We start from the raw sequence: 15,106 nt of genomic DNA, 5'->3' as shown, positions 1-15,106 counted from the left end.
CCTGGCCTTTGATGGCCTTATTCGACCTCCAAGGAGAAAAGCGTGTCTGTTGATATGTTCATGAAGATTGAAGGCGCCAATGGCGAGTCCAAAGATGCCAACCACAAAGACTGGACCGATATTCTGTCGTTCTCATGGGGCGCCTCCCAGCCCGGCAGCATGAGCTCGGGCGGGGGCGGCGGTCAGGGCAAAGCCAACTTCAATGATCTGCATGTGCTCGCCCGCATTGACAAGGCCGCCCCAGCGGTGATGAAGCATTGCGCCAGTGGCAAACATCTGGGCAAGGTGGAGCTGTCGGTGTGCAAGGCCGGTGGCGAGCAGGTGGAATACAGCAAAATTACGCTGGAAGAAGTCCTGGTGACTTCGGTTCAGCTCAATGCCGAGCGTGATGTGGAAACTGTGATGGTCAACTATTCCTTTCAGGCCGCGCGCGTCAAGCAGCAATATTGGGAGCAGTCCGAGCGCGGCAGCAAAGGGGCTGAAACCCTGGTGGCCTGGGATATCAAGCAGAATAAAGAGGCCTGATCGGGCCGGCTTCTAGAGGTAGGGCCGCCATGGACCGCTTTCGCCTACCGGGACGCCGCGGGGCCGCGCTGATGCGCGGTCAGGCAGATCGCTTGCAACCGTGTCTGCTGGACCGGTTGACCGACGAGCGGCCCGATCAGATTTGGGAGCCACCCCAGCCCATGAGCCAGTACCAGATGCGCCAGGCGGTGTTGCGCGATCTGGGTCATTTGCTCAATACCCCCAATCAGGGGGCGACTCCCTTGATGCAGGCCTTGGTCCATGTGCGTCGCTCCTGCCTGAATTATGGTTTGAGCCCGCTGGCCGGCAAGACCATGAGCGAGGTGGAGTGGCTGGATGTGGAACAGGCGCTGCGCACCGCGATTTTGCATTTCGAGCCCCGCATTTTGCCCGATACCTTGCAGGTGCATTGTCTGGATCACCGCTCCCAGCAGGATCTGCATAACGTGCTAAGTCTGCGTATTCAGGGCCATGTCTGGTGTGAACCGTATCCGCAGGAATTTCTACTGCGCACCAGCATTGATCTGGAAAGCGGGCAACTGGATCTTGAAGAGAGTGACGCATCGGGATGAATCCGGAGCTTTTGCATTACTACAATCGTGAACTGGCGTATCTGCGCGAGCTGGGCGCCGAGTTTGCGCAAGCCTACCCGAAGGTGGCTGCCCGTCTGGGTGTCCACGATACGGCGGTCGCTGATCCCTATGTCGAGCGCCTTCTGGAGGGGTTCAGCTTTCTGACGGCCCGCATCCAGCTGAAGATGGACGCGGAGTTTCCCCGCCTGAGCCAGCAATTGCTGGATGTGATCCAGCCTTCCTGGCTGATGCCCACTCCCAGCATGGGCTTGGTGCAGTTTTGTCCCAGCATGAGCGAAGGGGCGCTGGCCAAAGGTTTTACGGTGCCGCGTCACACCACCTTGCGCTCCCGTATTCCGGCTGGAGAGCAAACCGCCTGTGAGTTTTCCACCTGTCATACCGTCTCTTTGTGGCCCATGGCCTTGACGCATGTGCAACTGGGAGATGTCGCTGCTGATCTGCCGCTGGCGGCGCTGGGTAGTCGACAGGCGGCACAGGCTCGTTCGGCCTTGCGGTTGGACTTTTCGGTACAAGGCGGCCTGACACTGGAAGAATTGGCGGTAGAAGAGCTGAGCCTGCATCTGGCTGGCCCGGAGTCTGACAGCAGCGTGTTGCTCGATGCCTTGTTGCGTCAGGCCTTGGGGGTATTCGTGCAGATGGAGGACGAGGCGCCGCAGTTTCTAGCGATGTCCGATTGCCTGACACACGATGGCCTGGAAGATGATCAAGCCATCTTGCCCATGGTGTCCCAGGAGTTCTCCGGCCATCGCTTGTTGCGGGAGTACTTTGCCTTGCCGGGGCGATTTGCTTTCGTGCGGCTACGGGGTTTGCAAGCCGCAATTGCCAGAGCGCGGGCGCAGGCGCTGAAAAGCCGTCGCTGGAGTGTGCACATTGTGTTGAAACAGGCCTGGCCTGATCTGACCGCTCGAGTCGGGCCTGGCCATGTGCGTTTGTATTGCACGCCCGTCGTGAATTTGTTTCGTCGACGCAGTGAACGTATGGCCTTGCGTCCCCAGGCAAGCGATCATCACGTGGTCATGGACAGAACCCGTCCCATGGACTTTGAAGTTTGCCTGATGGAGCGGGTGCAAGGCCATGGCCGACGAGGAACAGACGATGTTGTGTTTCGCCCCTTGTATGCCAGTACGGCTCAGGATGGAGGGGCATATGGCCGCTATTACACGTTGCGCCGTGAACCGCGCCTCGTGTCCGATGCCCAGAAGCGTTGGGGGGGACGCAGCAGTTACGTAGGCAGTGAAGTCTATGTCTCGCTGGTCAATCAGCATGAGCAGTCCGAGTTTTTTGGCATGAATCAGATCAGTGTGACCGCCTGGTGCAGTAACCGTGATTTACCTTTGCTGCTGCCTCGTTCGCCTGAGTCGGATTTCAGTTTGCAGGTGTCGGCCCCTGTGGCCGGTATCCGCCTGTTGGGTGGACTGACCCGACCGCGAGCGGCCTCGACGGGAGGCCGCCAGGCCTGGGAGCTGATCGCGCAGATGAGCTTGGCCCAGTTGGGTGTGGCGCAGTCAGACCCGATACAGGCGGCGGATCGCTGGCGTGTCTTGCTGGCTCCGCATGTGGACAGCGCTGATGCGGGTGCTCTGCGCCAGCTGGCGTCCCTTATGGCGGTTCAGGCGCGGCCCGTGCAGCGGGCCATGCCTGGGCCAGGGCCGTTGGTGATGGCGCGTGGCGTGCATTTTGAGGTCACGCTGGATCAGAGTGGTTTTCCCGGTGGCCGTCCGTTTGTTCTGGCCGCTGTGCTCAGTCGTTACCTGGCCCGCCATGTCAGTCTGAACAGTTTTGTTTCTACCCAATTTCGTTCCGAAGCAGGAGTGGAACTGGGCGCCTGGGGGCCGCAAGCAGGTACGCGGGCGGTGCTGTGAACCGGGCCGAGCAAGAGCAGCTCAAGCCACAGGCTTCCTTGGAGGAGCTGGGTCGGATCATTCAGCAATGGCCTTTTGGGCATGATCTGTTTCGGGTCTTGCGGGCCGTTGATGCCTTGCAGGCAGCCCAGGGCCAGCCTCGCTTGGGAACCGCGCCTACGCCGCGTCAGGAAGAGGTGCGGGTAGGCCAGCCGCCGAGTCTGGCGTTTGCGGCTTCCAGCGTGCAAACCGCGCGCTGGGAAGATGAACAACTGCATCTGGATGTGCAAGGCTTTGGCTTGTGGGGGCCCAATGGCCCTTTGCCACTGCACATGACAGAGTACTTTTTCCAGCGGAGCCGCAACTTTGGTGACCATGCCGGTGTGGCCTTTCTGGACCAGTTTCATCACCGTCTGTTTTTGCTGTTTTTCAGAGCATGGGCACAAGCGCAGGCGGTCTGTGACCTGGAACATGATCAGGATGGTTTCACGCGTTGGCTGGCCAGTCTGGCTGGAGTAGGGAGTCAGGGCGAATCGGCTCCCATGAGCGATCATGCCGTGTATTTTCAGGCGCCTGCGCTGGCGTCCCAAACTCGCAGTGCGCCTGCCCTGCAAGCGCTTCTGGCCAGCTATTTTCAAGTGCCCGTCAGCATTCAGCAGAACGTGCCGGTTTGGGTCGCGCTGGATGATCAAACCCAGGTCTGTCTGGGCCGCAGCTGTTCGGGGCTGGGGAAAAATGCCGTGCTGGGGGCGCGTATTCTGGACGTGCAGCAAACCATACGCATACGGATTGGCCCCTTGAGTCGGCAGGATTATGGGCGCTTTTTGCCGGGCCGTCCGGCGTGGCGGCAATTGCGCTATTGCCTGGCTCTGTATCTGGGGCTGGAGTGGTCGGTTCAACTGCAACTGGTGCTGCATGCCAGTGAACAGCCTGATCTGGGCCTGGGGGCGGGAGTGGGGCTGGGCCAGGAAACCTGGCTGGGAAAACCCGGCACGCAGGACCGAGCGGATCTGTGCCTGTTTCTGGACAGCCGCCCCGATTGGCACGATCCGCGGCGCTAAGGCTTAGGCCTGACGCATTCCCTGCAAAAGATCGAACGCATTTTCCTTGTCCGACAAGGTGCTGACCCATTCCGGCGCGTGGCCCAATTCGGGCTGCCAGCTGACTGCCGGAATCGGGCTGTCGGTGCTGGTCGAGCGGCCCGGTTGGGCGGCGGCCTCAAAGGGATGCTTGTCCGAAGGGGCCGGCATGGGGCCGCCCACCGGGACCATGCCGGGAACATGCAGGTCTGCGAAAGGATCGGCCATGGGCGCCGCAGCCAAAGGCGTTTCAGGCTGCGTGCCAGGATGGGCACCCGACTCCACCCGGTAGTGCATGTCTCCTAAGGTCAGGCGATCCCCATTGTGCAAGGTCTGGACCTGCTCCAGTGCCAGCTCGATGCCATTGACGGCGACCTGACCGTCTGCGCTGGCTCGTTGAATCGTCAGCACATTTTGCTGACGTCGCAGGTAAGACAGGACGGGCGGTGTCTGATTGTTGTCGGGTAAGACCAGATCAGCCTGCGTCCAGGAGCCACACACCAGACCGGGTTCAGGCACTGGGCGGGGAGGGCCACCGGATTCGGCTTGTAAACGCCAGTCTAACGACGTGCTCATGGCTGGGCTCCCGCCACTTTTTCATAAACCGGCCCCCAGATGGGGTGACCGCGCTCGGCCTGGGCCAAGCTAAAACCAGGGTCCACCACCCGTGCCTGCTTGAAACGCTCTTCACACAAAAAGGTGTAGTCGCGCACACAAAAGCTGAAGGCCTGCAGTTTCAAGGCTTCGCTGTATTGATGGGACGCGGCAGCAGGCAAGGTGCTGGAGCGTCCTACTTGCCGGATCACGGCGGTGTAGTCGCCTTCGTGAAAGGCAGAGCGGATCTGCTCCAGCTCAGCTTCGGCAGCCGGGCTGAATACAGCCACCGGTTTGTTCGGGGTCTGGGCGCAGGCCGCCAGCAACAAGGCCAGAGCCGGTGAAATCAGGCGGGCAGGTAAATACATGGCAGAAAAAAGAAAAGTTGAACTTGCCACCAAGACTAGGAAAGGAAAAAGACAGCCAGATGACATGACGCGGATGCTTTTGTAAGAGTTGTTGCGCAAGGGTAAGCACCGAAACACCCCGTGTCCTTAACAAAGTTGTCGCATTCATGCTTTTAGATGGGGCGCATTGTCATTCAAGGAGACGTCGTGACCGGTTGCCGATTGCTTCGTTTGTGTTCGCTGCTGATGTTGGGCGTGTTGACCGCGTGCGCGTCCACCTCCAGTCGCATGGCCGTGCCTTATGAAATCGTTCTGACTGCGGACGATCAGCTCAACCCCGATACCACGGGTCGGCCTTCTCCGGTCCAGGTGCTGGTGTTCGAGCTGCGCTCGGGAAGTGCTTTTGAGTCGCGGGATTTCTTTGCCTTGCAGTCCGACCCGCAACAAGCCTTGCAAGCCGACCTGCTCAATGTCGCGCAGATCGTGCTGCGTCCCGGCCAGACCCATACCTTCAAAAGGCCGGGCGATCTGCAGGCCACCGCCGTCGGCGTGGTCGTGGGCTATCGCGAGTTGGATGCCAGTGTGTGGCGAGTGTTGCTGCCGCTGCCCGAGTCGCGCACCACCAATATTTACAAGTTCTGGCAATCGGCTCCCGATGCCGTCCAGGTCAGTCTGCAATTACGCAAAAACGCCATTCAAGTGCTTGATTGATAGGTGTGGAACGGATTAATTCAATGGATAAAGTGATTTGGACCGAAGGGCTTTTTTTACGGCCCCAGCATTTTCAGCAGATGGAGCGGTATCTGGAGCATTACGCCCAGGCTGGACGGCGTGCCACACAGCCCTTTTTTTGGGGCTTTGAAGCCTTGATTCTGGACGAGCAGGCCCTGAGCATGGGCAGTGTAGCGCTGCGTGAAGCGCGTGGCCTGCTGCCCGACGGGACGCCATTTGACAGCAGGCCGGGCGCCATGCAGATCGCGGCCTGGACCGCCCCTGAGCTTGTGCGTCCCGAGCGACTGATGTTGGTGTTGCCTCGGCCTCAGGCAGGTCGAGCAGAAGTTCAGTTTGACGTGAGCAGCGCACGTCGTTCGCGCTATGTGGTCAGCGAGCAGGACTTGTATGACAGCAGCGGCCTGTCCCCCGAGCCTTGTCTGTCTCAATTGGGGCGTTTGCAGCCTGTGCTCTTGCCGGAGTCCGAGGTCTATGAAGACAGCGTTGCCATGCCGGTGGCGCGCATTCTGGAACGCCGGTCTGATCGGTCCTTGGTGCTGGACCCTGATTTTATTGCTCCTGTCCTGTCCATTCAGGCGCACGCGCGGCTGAGCGTGTTGAGCGCTGATGTACAGGCCTTGTTGCAGGCCCGCGCCCAGGCGTTGGCCCAGCGTCTGGGGCCGGGAGGGCGGGGGCAGGGCGATGTGGCTGACTTCATGATGCTGGAGCTGGTCAACCGTTATCGGGCGGCCCTATGGGCCATGGAACAGCGCGCTCATGTACACCCCAGCGAGCTGTTTCAGATCTGGATGGAGCTGTATGGCGCTTTGGCCACCTACACCCAGGATGGGCGACAGCCGCTGGTCTGGCCTCCCTATCTGCATGACGATCTGGCCCAGTCCTTCTTGCCCCTGGTACTGGAGTTACGCCGGGCCTTGGCCGTAGTGCTGGAGCAGCAGGCCGTGTCGATTGCGCTGGAGGATAAAGGCCAGGGCGTGCGCCTGGCTCACATTGCCGATCGTTCGCTCTTGCAGCAGGCAGGTTTCATTCTGGCCGTACAGGCTGACTTGCCTGCTCAGACAGTACGCCAGCATTTTGCAGCGCAAGTGAAACTGGGGCCGGTGGAGCGCATTCGCGATCTGGTCCATCTGCAATTGCCCGGTATCGGTTTGCAGCCCTTGTCTGTTGCGCCGCGTGCTTTGCCCTATCACGCCGGGTTCACCTACTTCGAGCTGGAAAAAGGTGGCGAGTTATGGCGTCAGCTTGAGCACAACGGCGCCTTGGCCCTGCATCTGGCCGGAGATTTTCCTGGTCTGCAACTTGAGTTTTGGGCGATACGCCGCTGAACCGGAGCATGGCTATGAACGAGACAGTTTCCTGGGGCGCGGGCTCGGTGCCCGAACCGCGCCCATCGTGCGCGGACGCACCGCGCTTTATCGCTCAAGGCGCCAATCCCCTGTTGGAGGCCGCCAACCCCTTGTTGGTCATGGTGTCGGATATTCGTCGTAGCACCCACCATGCAGACCCGGCGGGCTTGCGTGCCAAGCTGGTGGCTGAAATCCGTCAGTTCGAGTTGCGCGCACAGGCGGTACCCGTAGCCAATGAGACCATTTTGGCGGCCCGTTATTGCTTGTGTACGACCTTGGACGAGGCAGCCGCCTTGACGCCTTGGGGGCAGGCGGGCGTCTGGTCCTCGCATACTTTGCTAGTCACTTTTCACAACGAGACCTGGGGGGGAGAGAAGTTCTTCCAGCTTCTGGACAAGCTGATGCAAAGCCCGGCTGCGCATTTGCACTTGCTGGAGCTGATGTATTTTTGCCTGGCCTTGGGGTTTCAAGGCCGCTACCGCGTCCATGAGCAGGGAGCGAGCCAACTGGAGACGGTGCGTCAGCGTCTTTACCTGAGCTTGCGTCAGTACGGTCCCACAGTGGCGGCAGCCCTGTCTCCACATTGGCGGGACAAACCGGCGCAAAAAGTGGGCAAACCCTTACCGGTGCCGATCTGGGTTGCGGTTTGCGTGGCGCTGCTGCTGTGCATGCTGATGTATCTGGGCGCAAACCTGTTGCTCAACCGGCAATCGGATCAGGTCTTTGAGGACATCGTGGCCCTGCGCTTGCCAGCCTTGCAGACACAAGGGCTGACCGAACCAGCCGGTGTGACGCCACCTGCGCCTTTGGCCTTGGCAGAGCTGCTGGCTCCTGAGATTGCCGAGGGGCTGCTGACCGTCAGGGACCAGGCCGACCGCAGTGTCATTGTCTTGCGCGGAGACGGTTTGTTTGACTCCGGAGCGGACCAGGTCCGCGCACCGCTGCTGCCTGTCATTGCACGCATTGCCGATGGCGTGGAGGCCGCGCCGGGGCTGGTGTTGGTAGAAGGTTATACCGATAACGTGCCCATACGCAGTGTGCGCTTTCCATCTAATTTTCATCTTTCGCAGGCGCGCGCCGACTCGGTAAAAGCCGTGCTGCAGGAGCGGTTGAGCCAGCCTGAACGCGTGCGTGCTCAAGGCCGGGCCGATGCCGCGCCCGTGGCCGACAATCGCAGCGCTCAGGGTCGTGCCCAGAATCGCCGGGTGGAAATCACCATCGTGCCCTTGAGCAAGGAGTCCGGGCAATGACACGTCTGTTGAATCTGGTCTTTAGCCGCGGCGTCTGGACCTTTGTGGGCGTCGTGATCCTGCTGGTGCTGATCTGGGTACTGGGGCCCTTGCTGGCGGTGGGTCAGACCCGGCCGCTGGAAACCGAGCTGTCACGCTGGATAGCAATGGCGGCAGTGTTGCTGTTCTGGCTGGTGCGTCTGCTTTGGCGCAGTTGGCGCGAAGGCCGCTTGAACGCGCAGTTGCTGGGACAGCTGAGCCGTCCCGCGCCAAAGGCGGCGGCCGCGGCTGTGAGCGTCACTTCCCATCCATTGCAAAGCCAGTTTGACGAAGCGATCGAATTGCTCAAGCGGATTCGTTTCGGCTCGCATGTGGGCGGGCGCCTGCGCTCCCTTTTGTCACGTCAGTACGTGTACCAGTTGCCCTGGTACGTCTTTATCGGGGCGCCAGGTGCCGGTAAAACAACGGCACTGGTCAATTCGGGACTGCAGTTTCCCTTGTCGGAACGCTATGGGAAAACCTCCTTGCGCGGGGTGGGCGGGACGCGTAACTGTGACTGGTGGTTTACCGACGAAGCGGTGTTGCTGGATACGGCAGGCCGCTACACCACCCATGAGAGTGATCCGGTGGGTGATGAGCAGGAGTGGCGGGGGTTTCTGGGTCTGCTCAAGCGCTACCGTCGCCGCCAACCGATCAATGGCACCTTGCTGACAATCAGTGTGCCGGACCTGTTGTCCAGTACCCCGGAGCAACGTCACGACCACGCACAGGTATTGCGCCAGCGTCTGGCTGAGCTGCGCGAGCGGCTCGGGATTCAGTTCCCTATTTATGTGCTGGTCACCAAGATGGATTTGCTCCAGGGTTTTCAGGAGTATTTCGATCATTGCAGCCGCCAGGAGCTGGAACAGGTCTGGGGCTTTACCCTGCCGTATGAGCGTGCGCGGGAGGCGGGGTTTTCCTTGTCTCACACCTATGGGCGCGAGTATGAGGCCTTGCATCAGCGCCTGGAGCGTGGCCTTGCCGCAGTAATGGCCGAGCAGCCTGATGAACGTGTACGCGCCGAGGCGTATCTGCTTCCGCAACAGTTTGCCCGCCTGGGGCCGGTGCTGGAAGAGTTTCTGGAACAGGTATTTAGCCAGTCCCGATTCGAGGCACCGCTTTTGCTGCGCGGCGTGTACTTCACCAGTGGGCGTCAAGGCGGGGTGCGCCTGGATCAGGTGCGTGATCCCCTGCGCGAATATCTGGAGGTGGATGTACAGGCGGATCACGCTCAGCCTGTGGCGAACCAGGGCCGCAGCTACTTTCTGACCCAGTTGCTCAAAGAACTGATTTTTCAGGAGGCCGGCGTGGCGGGCCGGGACGAGCGCTGGGAGCGCCGCGTGCGCCTGCGACATTTTCTGGTTTACGGTCTGGTGGCGGCCGGTGTGCTGCTGTTGGGGCTGGCCTGGGGCCGCAGCGTTCTCCTGAATCGCGCTTACGTGGAACAGGTAGAGACTCGTATCCCCCAGGCCCAGCAACAAGCGGATCAGACACAGGTGCTGGACACCACGCCGGCAGTAGGGTTGCTGCCTTTGCTTGATATGTTGTCGCTGTTGCCGCAAAGCGATCAGTTTTCTCTGGATGCACCGGGGCTGGAGCGGCGCATGGGTTTATATCAGGGCCAGAAGATGAAAGCCGCTGCGGATACGGTGTATCAGCGGGCCTTGGAAAAGCTGCTGGCTCCTTTGCTGGCACGTCGTATTGAAACTGTGCTGCGCAGCGAACAGGCCCAGGACCTGGAGTATGGTTACGAGGCCTTGCGCGCTTACCTGATGCTCTACGACACGCGACGCTATGACGCTGTCCATTTGCAGACCTGGTTGCTGGGCAGTTTGAAGCAGGACTTGCCAGCCGGTTTTACCCAGTCGCAGTACGACAGGCTGGAGAGCCACGTTCGCGCGGTAACCCAGGCCGGTCTGCTACTGAATCCCTTTCCTCGTAATGAGGCTTTGATCGCGCAAAGTCGGGAGCGGCTGGCGCGCATCAGCCTGGAGCAGCGCACGTACAGCCGCATGCGTCGCATGTTGGCGGCCACGCCCGGCTTGTTGCCGATGTCGGTCGCGGGGATGGCGGGGCCTTATGCCGCTTCCGTGTTCCAGCGTGCCAGCGGCAAGCCTTTAACCGAAGGGGTGGACGGCTTGTACACCTACGAAGGGTACTGGACGGTGGTCGAACCGCGCATTGACAGCGAGTTGCGACAGATGCGCGAGGATGATCGCTGGATTCTGGGCTTGGACACGGGCGCCGCCCAATCCGAGGCGGCGCGCCGGGCCGCCAGCCAGGAATTGCGCCGCCTGTATCTGCTCGATTATGTGCGTGTGTGGGATGACTATCTGGCGGATTTGCGTCTGCTGCAAGGCGGCAGTTTGCTGGAAAACATTCAGTTGGCCCGTACCTTGTCCATGGCCGACTCGCCCTTGAAACAGCTGGTGCAGCAAGTGGCATTGCAAACCCGTTTGTTGCGCGAGGATGCTCAGCAAGGAGCATCGCTGGGTGCGCAGGCCAAGGTGAGATTGGACGATACGCGCCAGGCCTTGGAACAGATGTTCGGTCCCGTCGGTCTGGAGGGGAGCCGTCGTAATGAGCCTCAGGCCAAACAGGTCGAGGCGATTGTGGATCAGCACTTTGAGCCTTATCACCGCCTGGCCTCCAGCACGGGGGGCGCGCCTGCACCCATTGATGGCACGTTGGAGCTGCTCGATGAGTTCTATGCCTTTCTGACCTCCTCGGATGCTGCTTTGCGCAGTGCAGGAACTCCGCCGCCGTCCAATGTGCTGACCAAGTTGCAGGCCGAGGCAGGGCGTTTGCCCGGACCTTTGCGTGATGCGCTGGATCAGTTCTCGGTAGGCGCCTCTGCCGAGATTGCCTCACGCACGCAAGCGAGTCTGGGGCAGTTGCTCGATGCCACCTTGGGCCAGTTTTGCCGTAGCGCGATCGCAGGGCGTTATCCCTTTGCGGGGCAATCCAGCCAGGATGTTGCTCCTAACGACTTTGCTCGTCTGTTCGCACCGGGTGGCTTGATGGATGCTTTCTTTCAAGAGCATTTGATGCATCAGGTGGATATGTCGGGCGGACGCTGGCGTTTCAAGCCGGGAATAGACGGGCAGGCGGCGGCCAGCTTCCGTTATCTGGATGCGTTTCAGCGTGCCGCCGTGATTCGTGACGTGTTTTTTCCAGCCGGAAGCACTCAGCCACGTATTGATCTGGCATTCACCCCGGTGCAACTGGATGCGGCACTGTCGCAAGTGCTTCTGGATGTGGATGGGCAGGTGTTGCGGTACGCGCATGGCCCCCAGGTAGCGATGGGAGTGCAGTGGCCTGGGCCGCGAGGAGGCCGTCAGGTCAGCCTGGAGGCCCAACCGCAGTCCGAGGGGGCGGGTATAAGGGCCACTGGCGCGTGGGCGCTGTTGCGCTTGCTGGACAAGGCGCAAGTCGTGCCAGGAGCACCAGCAGGTGCCCAGCGCCTGTCCTTTGCCCTGGGCGGACGTCAGTTTGTCGTGGATGTGGTGGCCAACAGTTCCAAAAATCCATGGCGTCTGGCGGAAATGCGAGGGTTTACTTGTCCGGGGAGCCAGTGAGATGCTCAACGATGAGTTGGACGCGAACCTTGCCGTGATGTGGTACGGCAAGATTCCAGCAATGGGCGATTTCGTGCGCAGACGCATGCCCGACTCGATTCTGCTGCCGTGGGAGCGCTGGTTCAGTAGTGGGGTCAGTCAGATTCGTCCATTCACTAAGCCGGCTGGTGTCAATCTAGCGGGCTCAGCCGTTCCGGTCTGGGGGTTTGTCAGGTCCTTGCCTCAGGGCGGGGTGCAGGCGGGCGCGGTCATGCCCAGTCAGGACCGGGTTGGACGGGAGTATCTGGTCTGTGCCCTGGTGGCCTTGGATCTGGAGCAATGTCAGCGCGTTCGTCTGCCGGTTCTTGCCAGTCTGGTTGAGCAACTGGGGCTGGTCTTGCAGCAAGGGGTGCGGTTTTGCTGGGCCGCGACGCAGGTAGACCAGACCTTGTGCCGTGCGCTGCCGGTTGCTGGCTTGTTGGCTGACAGTGCTGCCGCCCGGCTGGAACAACGCGAGGCAGGTCAGGACATTCTGGATGTGTTGTATGGCACGCGCGGGGGAGCTGTGCCGCAAGACCCATGGGCGGTGTTACAGCCTTGCCTGGAACCCGGCTCTCAACGCAGCTACTGGTGGTGTTTGGGGATGAACAACCCCAACTGGCGTAGCGTGACCCATCGTGGTGAGTTGAGCCTTGCCCTGTTTCGACGCTTGTTTACCTCAGTTACAGCGGCCGATCTTGATGGCCGTCTCTCTCAATCCTGGTGAGAACTTTCATGAAACGAACGACTTCTGCCCATGATGGACAGGGCCGTCCTTTGGGGCAGGTTCTGGATTCTTTGTCGCTGGACCAGCGGCTGCTTATTCTGGAGCATTTGGCCTTGCAACTGGCCCAATTGCATGAGCGGCAGGAATGGTATGGCGCGCTGGGTTTGGATACGGTGATATTGACCGACGAGGGCCTGGTTCAGTTACAAGCGCTGGCGCAGGTCCTGCACAAGCGTAACCTGACTCAGGCCCGTGCTTACGGCATGGCGTTTGATGAGCCTTGTGCGGCCCCTGAACAGTATGTGGACGACCCGACCCGGCCTGCCGGGCCGTGGACAGATGTCTACGGCTATGCCGCGTTGCGCTGGCACTTGACGACGGGCGCGCCCTTGACGGCCGCACCCTGGCGACAGCTAAGGGACCCGGTGGGGATGGATGAGGAGGCGGATGGCCCCACCCAGGCCATGTTGCAGGGCTTGGCATTGGACTGGGTACAGCGCCCGCAATCCATGCTGTCGTATCGACGACTGGAAAGGTTAGGACAGGTGTCTGCCTCTGTCTCTGAGCAGACAGCGCTGGCGCGGCCCGTGTTGCCCATACGAACCGAACGCCGCGCCTTTGGCTGGCGTTGGCTGGGCGGCTTGGCCTTGCTGCTGGTGGTAGGGCTGGCAGTAGGGTACTGGAGCACAGGCGGTGAGGAGTCAGGATCGCTTGTTGCCACCACAGAGAGCGGCCAGGCCTTGATGGCCGAAACCCTTTCCAGAGGGGCGGCTCCCAAAGGGCAGGAGGGCCAGGCGGATCTGCGGGGTTTGCCGACGGCAGAGGGGTCCGTACAGGCCGTTTCAGAGCCAGTCGCGGCGCTCCCGAACACCTCGAGCGAGGGTGAGCCGTCTTCCCCGCCAGGGTTATCCGCTGCCGTGTCCGGGCAGGGGCAGGAAGGCGGACCAGTCGCGCTTCAGGCGGTGCAACCCGTTACGACCGATGCCATTCCATCGTTGGCGCCCATGTCGGCTCAAGCCAGCGTGTCAGCCGGGCAGGCACGGGTTCAGGCTGTGGAGCCGGCTGCCGAGGCGGTACAGGTATCAGGCATGTCGGCTGGGTTGGATGCCCTGCCATCGCAGCCAGCCCAGCCAGAGCAAGCGTCCGAGGAGCCGAGCCGTGTACCGCGGGTTGAGCCGACCCCTGCGGATACTGCCAAGCCTGAAGCCGTTGCACCGACGCAAGCGGCGCCCACGGCCAAAGGTACCGTCGTGCTGGATGTGCGGCCGTGGGGCGAGATCTACGTCAATGGACGCAAGCAGGGAGTCAGTCCGCCGTTGAAGTCCTTGTCCTTGCCGGCCGGCACACACCGCATCCTGATTAAAAATGCCGGCCTGCCGCCGTTTAGCAGCACGGTACGGGTGCGATCAGGACAGACAGCCAGCGTCAAACACGCGTTCAACTAGCTGACGAGTGGGGTAAGGCGGTGGGGGCTGACTTAGACCGCCTTGCGTCTGCCAATCAGACCGGTGGCCAGCAATGTACCCAACAAGACCGTGCTCATGCCGATCAACATTTGCGCGGTCAGCGCTTCGTCCAACAGCAAGGCGCCCCAGAGCACTCCGAAAGGCGGCACCAGAAATGTGACTGTGATGGTTTTGGAGGGACCGACGTTGGCGAGCAGACGATAGAAAATCAGGTAGGCAACGGCGGTACATAACAGGGATAGGGACAGCGCCGCGCCCCAGGCGGGCAAGCCTGGCGTTTGAGCCGGCCACCAGTACATGGCGGCGGGCAGCAAAACCAGGGTGGCGCTGACCATGCTGCCAGCCGCGACCGCCTGGGGTTGGACTCCGCGCAGATAGCGCGCGGTGAAGTTGGCGGCAATGCCGTAAAACACAGTGGCCAGCAAAGACGCCAGGACAGCCCAGCCTTCGGCCCCTTTGTTAAAGCTGAGCTTGTCGTACACCAGAATCAGAATGCCTAAAAAGCCGACGCACAGGCCCAGAATGCGGCTGGGCGTCAGGCGTTCTTTGAGCCAGACCCGGGCAACCAGTGCGCCAAACAGGGGTGCCATGGCATTGAGGACCGCCAGCAGGCCCGATTCCAGCCGCAATGCCGCAAAGGCATACAGGGAAAAAGGCGCGGCGGCATTGAGGACCCCGAGCGCAAAAATGGGCTTCCAGTTCGCCAGGAACACTGGCAGGCGGCCCGTGACGGTGATATAGCTCATCAGGGCCAGGGCGCTGACACCGACGCGCACGGCGGTCAGCGGGAAAGGGCCAAAGTCGGGAACCGCCTGCAGGGTAAATAAAAATGAGCCGCCCCAGATGGCGGCCAGCAGGAATAAATCGCGTAAGTCTTTGGGGGACATGGGAATGGGATCGGTGGCGGCGGTCCGCATGGGCCGCCCAACAGAACAGATTGTAATCCCCCACCCCCGGCAGAGCATCATTGCCCGTTTCCGTGGCAAGAGAGC

13 protein-coding genes are annotated in these 15,106 nt (G+C 61.1%); 10 read left to right on the top strand and 3 right to left on the bottom strand.

Going from position 1 to position 15,106, the window contains the following annotated elements:
• Window positions 1-42: 42 nt before the first annotated feature.
• From V6936_RS12785 to tssG, 4 genes are read left to right on the top strand one after another with little or no spacing between them, the layout of a single operon-like run.
• The gene (locus tag V6936_RS12785) at window positions 43-525 is read left to right on the top strand and encodes an Hcp family type VI secretion system effector (RefSeq protein WP_336579968.1); all 483 of its coding nucleotides are present in this window, start codon (window positions 43-45) and stop codon (window positions 523-525) included.
• Window positions 526-554: 29 nt separating this feature from the next.
• Window positions 555-1,097 (top strand): type VI secretion system baseplate subunit TssE, encoded by a 543-nt coding sequence (gene tssE, locus V6936_RS12780; protein WP_131071030.1) that lies wholly within the window; start codon window positions 555-557, stop codon window positions 1,095-1,097.
• Window positions 1,094-2,980, top strand: coding sequence for a type VI secretion system baseplate subunit TssF (gene tssF / locus V6936_RS12775; RefSeq protein ID WP_336579967.1), 1,887 nt, complete (start codon window positions 1,094-1,096; stop codon window positions 2,978-2,980). The genes tssE and tssF overlap by 4 nt, the downstream gene beginning before the upstream one ends.
• Entirely contained in the window at window positions 2,977-4,020 is a 1,044-nt protein-coding gene (tssG, locus tag V6936_RS12770; protein WP_003805472.1) for a type VI secretion system baseplate subunit TssG, read from the top strand. The genes tssF and tssG overlap by 4 nt, the downstream gene beginning before the upstream one ends.
• A 3-nt stretch (window positions 4,021-4,023) precedes the next feature.
• Here tssG and V6936_RS12765 read toward each other — a convergent pair whose 3' ends face one another.
• The gene (locus V6936_RS12765; protein ID WP_003805475.1) at window positions 4,024-4,614 is read right to left on the bottom strand and encodes a hypothetical protein; all 591 of its coding nucleotides are present in this window, start codon (window positions 4,612-4,614) and stop codon (window positions 4,024-4,026) included.
• Entirely contained in the window at window positions 4,611-5,000 is a 390-nt protein-coding gene (locus V6936_RS12760; RefSeq protein WP_003805477.1) for a TssQ family T6SS-associated lipoprotein, read from the bottom strand. The genes V6936_RS12765 and V6936_RS12760 overlap by 4 nt, the downstream gene beginning before the upstream one ends.
• Before the next feature lie 186 nt (window positions 5,001-5,186).
• Between V6936_RS12760 and tssJ the strand changes: the two genes are divergently transcribed.
• Genes tssJ through V6936_RS12730 form a run of 6 tightly spaced genes read left to right on the top strand, consistent with a single transcriptional unit; the run spans window position 5,187 to window position 14,093 of the window.
• On the top strand, window positions 5,187-5,690 hold the full coding sequence (tssJ, locus tag V6936_RS12755; protein ID WP_336579966.1) for a type VI secretion system lipoprotein TssJ: 504 nt from the start codon (window positions 5,187-5,189) through the stop codon (window positions 5,688-5,690).
• A gap of 23 nt (window positions 5,691-5,713) precedes the next feature.
• Window positions 5,714-7,036 (top strand): type VI secretion system baseplate subunit TssK, encoded by a 1,323-nt coding sequence (gene tssK / locus V6936_RS12750; RefSeq protein ID WP_219235291.1) that lies wholly within the window; start codon window positions 5,714-5,716, stop codon window positions 7,034-7,036.
• A gap of 14 nt (window positions 7,037-7,050) precedes the next feature.
• Window positions 7,051-8,307, top strand: a complete 1,257-nt coding sequence (locus V6936_RS12745; RefSeq protein WP_336579965.1) for a DotU family type VI secretion system protein — start codon at window positions 7,051-7,053, stop codon at window positions 8,305-8,307.
• Window positions 8,304-11,903, top strand: a complete 3,600-nt coding sequence (tssM, locus tag V6936_RS12740; protein WP_336579964.1) for a type VI secretion system membrane subunit TssM — start codon at window positions 8,304-8,306, stop codon at window positions 11,901-11,903. Before V6936_RS12745 ends, tssM begins: the two co-directional genes overlap by 4 nt.
• Before the next feature lies 1 nt (window position 11,904).
• On the top strand, window positions 11,905-12,648 hold the full coding sequence (gene tagF, locus V6936_RS12735) for a type VI secretion system-associated protein TagF (RefSeq protein ID WP_219235285.1): 744 nt from the start codon (window positions 11,905-11,907) through the stop codon (window positions 12,646-12,648).
• An 8-nt stretch (window positions 12,649-12,656) separates the two neighbouring features.
• Window positions 12,657-14,093: a PEGA domain-containing protein gene (locus tag V6936_RS12730; protein ID WP_336579963.1), complete on the top strand. Its 1,437-nt coding sequence runs from the start codon at window positions 12,657-12,659 to the stop codon at window positions 14,091-14,093.
• A 32-nt stretch (window positions 14,094-14,125) separates the two neighbouring features.
• Here the strand turns inward: V6936_RS12730 and V6936_RS12725 are convergent, their stop codons facing one another.
• The gene (locus V6936_RS12725; protein WP_081050055.1) at window positions 14,126-15,031 is read right to left on the bottom strand and encodes a DMT family transporter; all 906 of its coding nucleotides are present in this window, start codon (window positions 15,029-15,031) and stop codon (window positions 14,126-14,128) included.
• Window positions 15,032-15,106 lie beyond the last annotated feature (75 nt).

This window comes from Alcaligenes sp. CHO6 (assembly GCF_037120595.1).
GTDB classification, from domain to species: Bacteria; Pseudomonadota; Gammaproteobacteria; order Burkholderiales; family Burkholderiaceae_B; genus Alcaligenes; species Alcaligenes ammonioxydans.
This window is presented reverse-complemented; position numbering and strand designations above follow the sequence as displayed.

Excerpts from the sequence above, each read along its gene's own strand:
- tagF (WP_219235285.1), top strand. The coding sequence starts at position 11,905 with ATGCTCAACGATGAGTTGGACGCGAACCTTGCCGTGATGTGGTACGGC.
- V6936_RS12760 (WP_003805477.1), bottom strand. The coding sequence starts at position 5,000 with ATGTATTTACCTGCCCGCCTGATTTCACCGGCTCTGGCCTTGTTGCTG.
- tssF (WP_336579967.1), top strand. The coding sequence starts at position 1,094 with ATGAATCCGGAGCTTTTGCATTACTACAATCGTGAACTGGCGTATCTG.
- V6936_RS12745 (WP_336579965.1), top strand. The coding sequence starts at position 7,051 with ATGAACGAGACAGTTTCCTGGGGCGCGGGCTCGGTGCCCGAACCGCGC.
- V6936_RS12730 (WP_336579963.1), top strand. The coding sequence starts at position 12,657 with ATGAAACGAACGACTTCTGCCCATGATGGACAGGGCCGTCCTTTGGGG.
- tssK (WP_219235291.1), top strand. The coding sequence starts at position 5,714 with ATGGATAAAGTGATTTGGACCGAAGGGCTTTTTTTACGGCCCCAGCAT.
- V6936_RS12725 (WP_081050055.1), bottom strand. The coding sequence starts at position 15,031 with ATGCGGACCGCCGCCACCGATCCCATTCCCATGTCCCCCAAAGACTTA.
- V6936_RS12765 (WP_003805475.1), bottom strand. The coding sequence starts at position 4,614 with ATGAGCACGTCGTTAGACTGGCGTTTACAAGCCGAATCCGGTGGCCCT.
- tssE (WP_131071030.1), top strand. The coding sequence starts at position 555 with ATGGACCGCTTTCGCCTACCGGGACGCCGCGGGGCCGCGCTGATGCGC.
- tssM (WP_336579964.1), top strand. The coding sequence starts at position 8,304 with ATGACACGTCTGTTGAATCTGGTCTTTAGCCGCGGCGTCTGGACCTTT.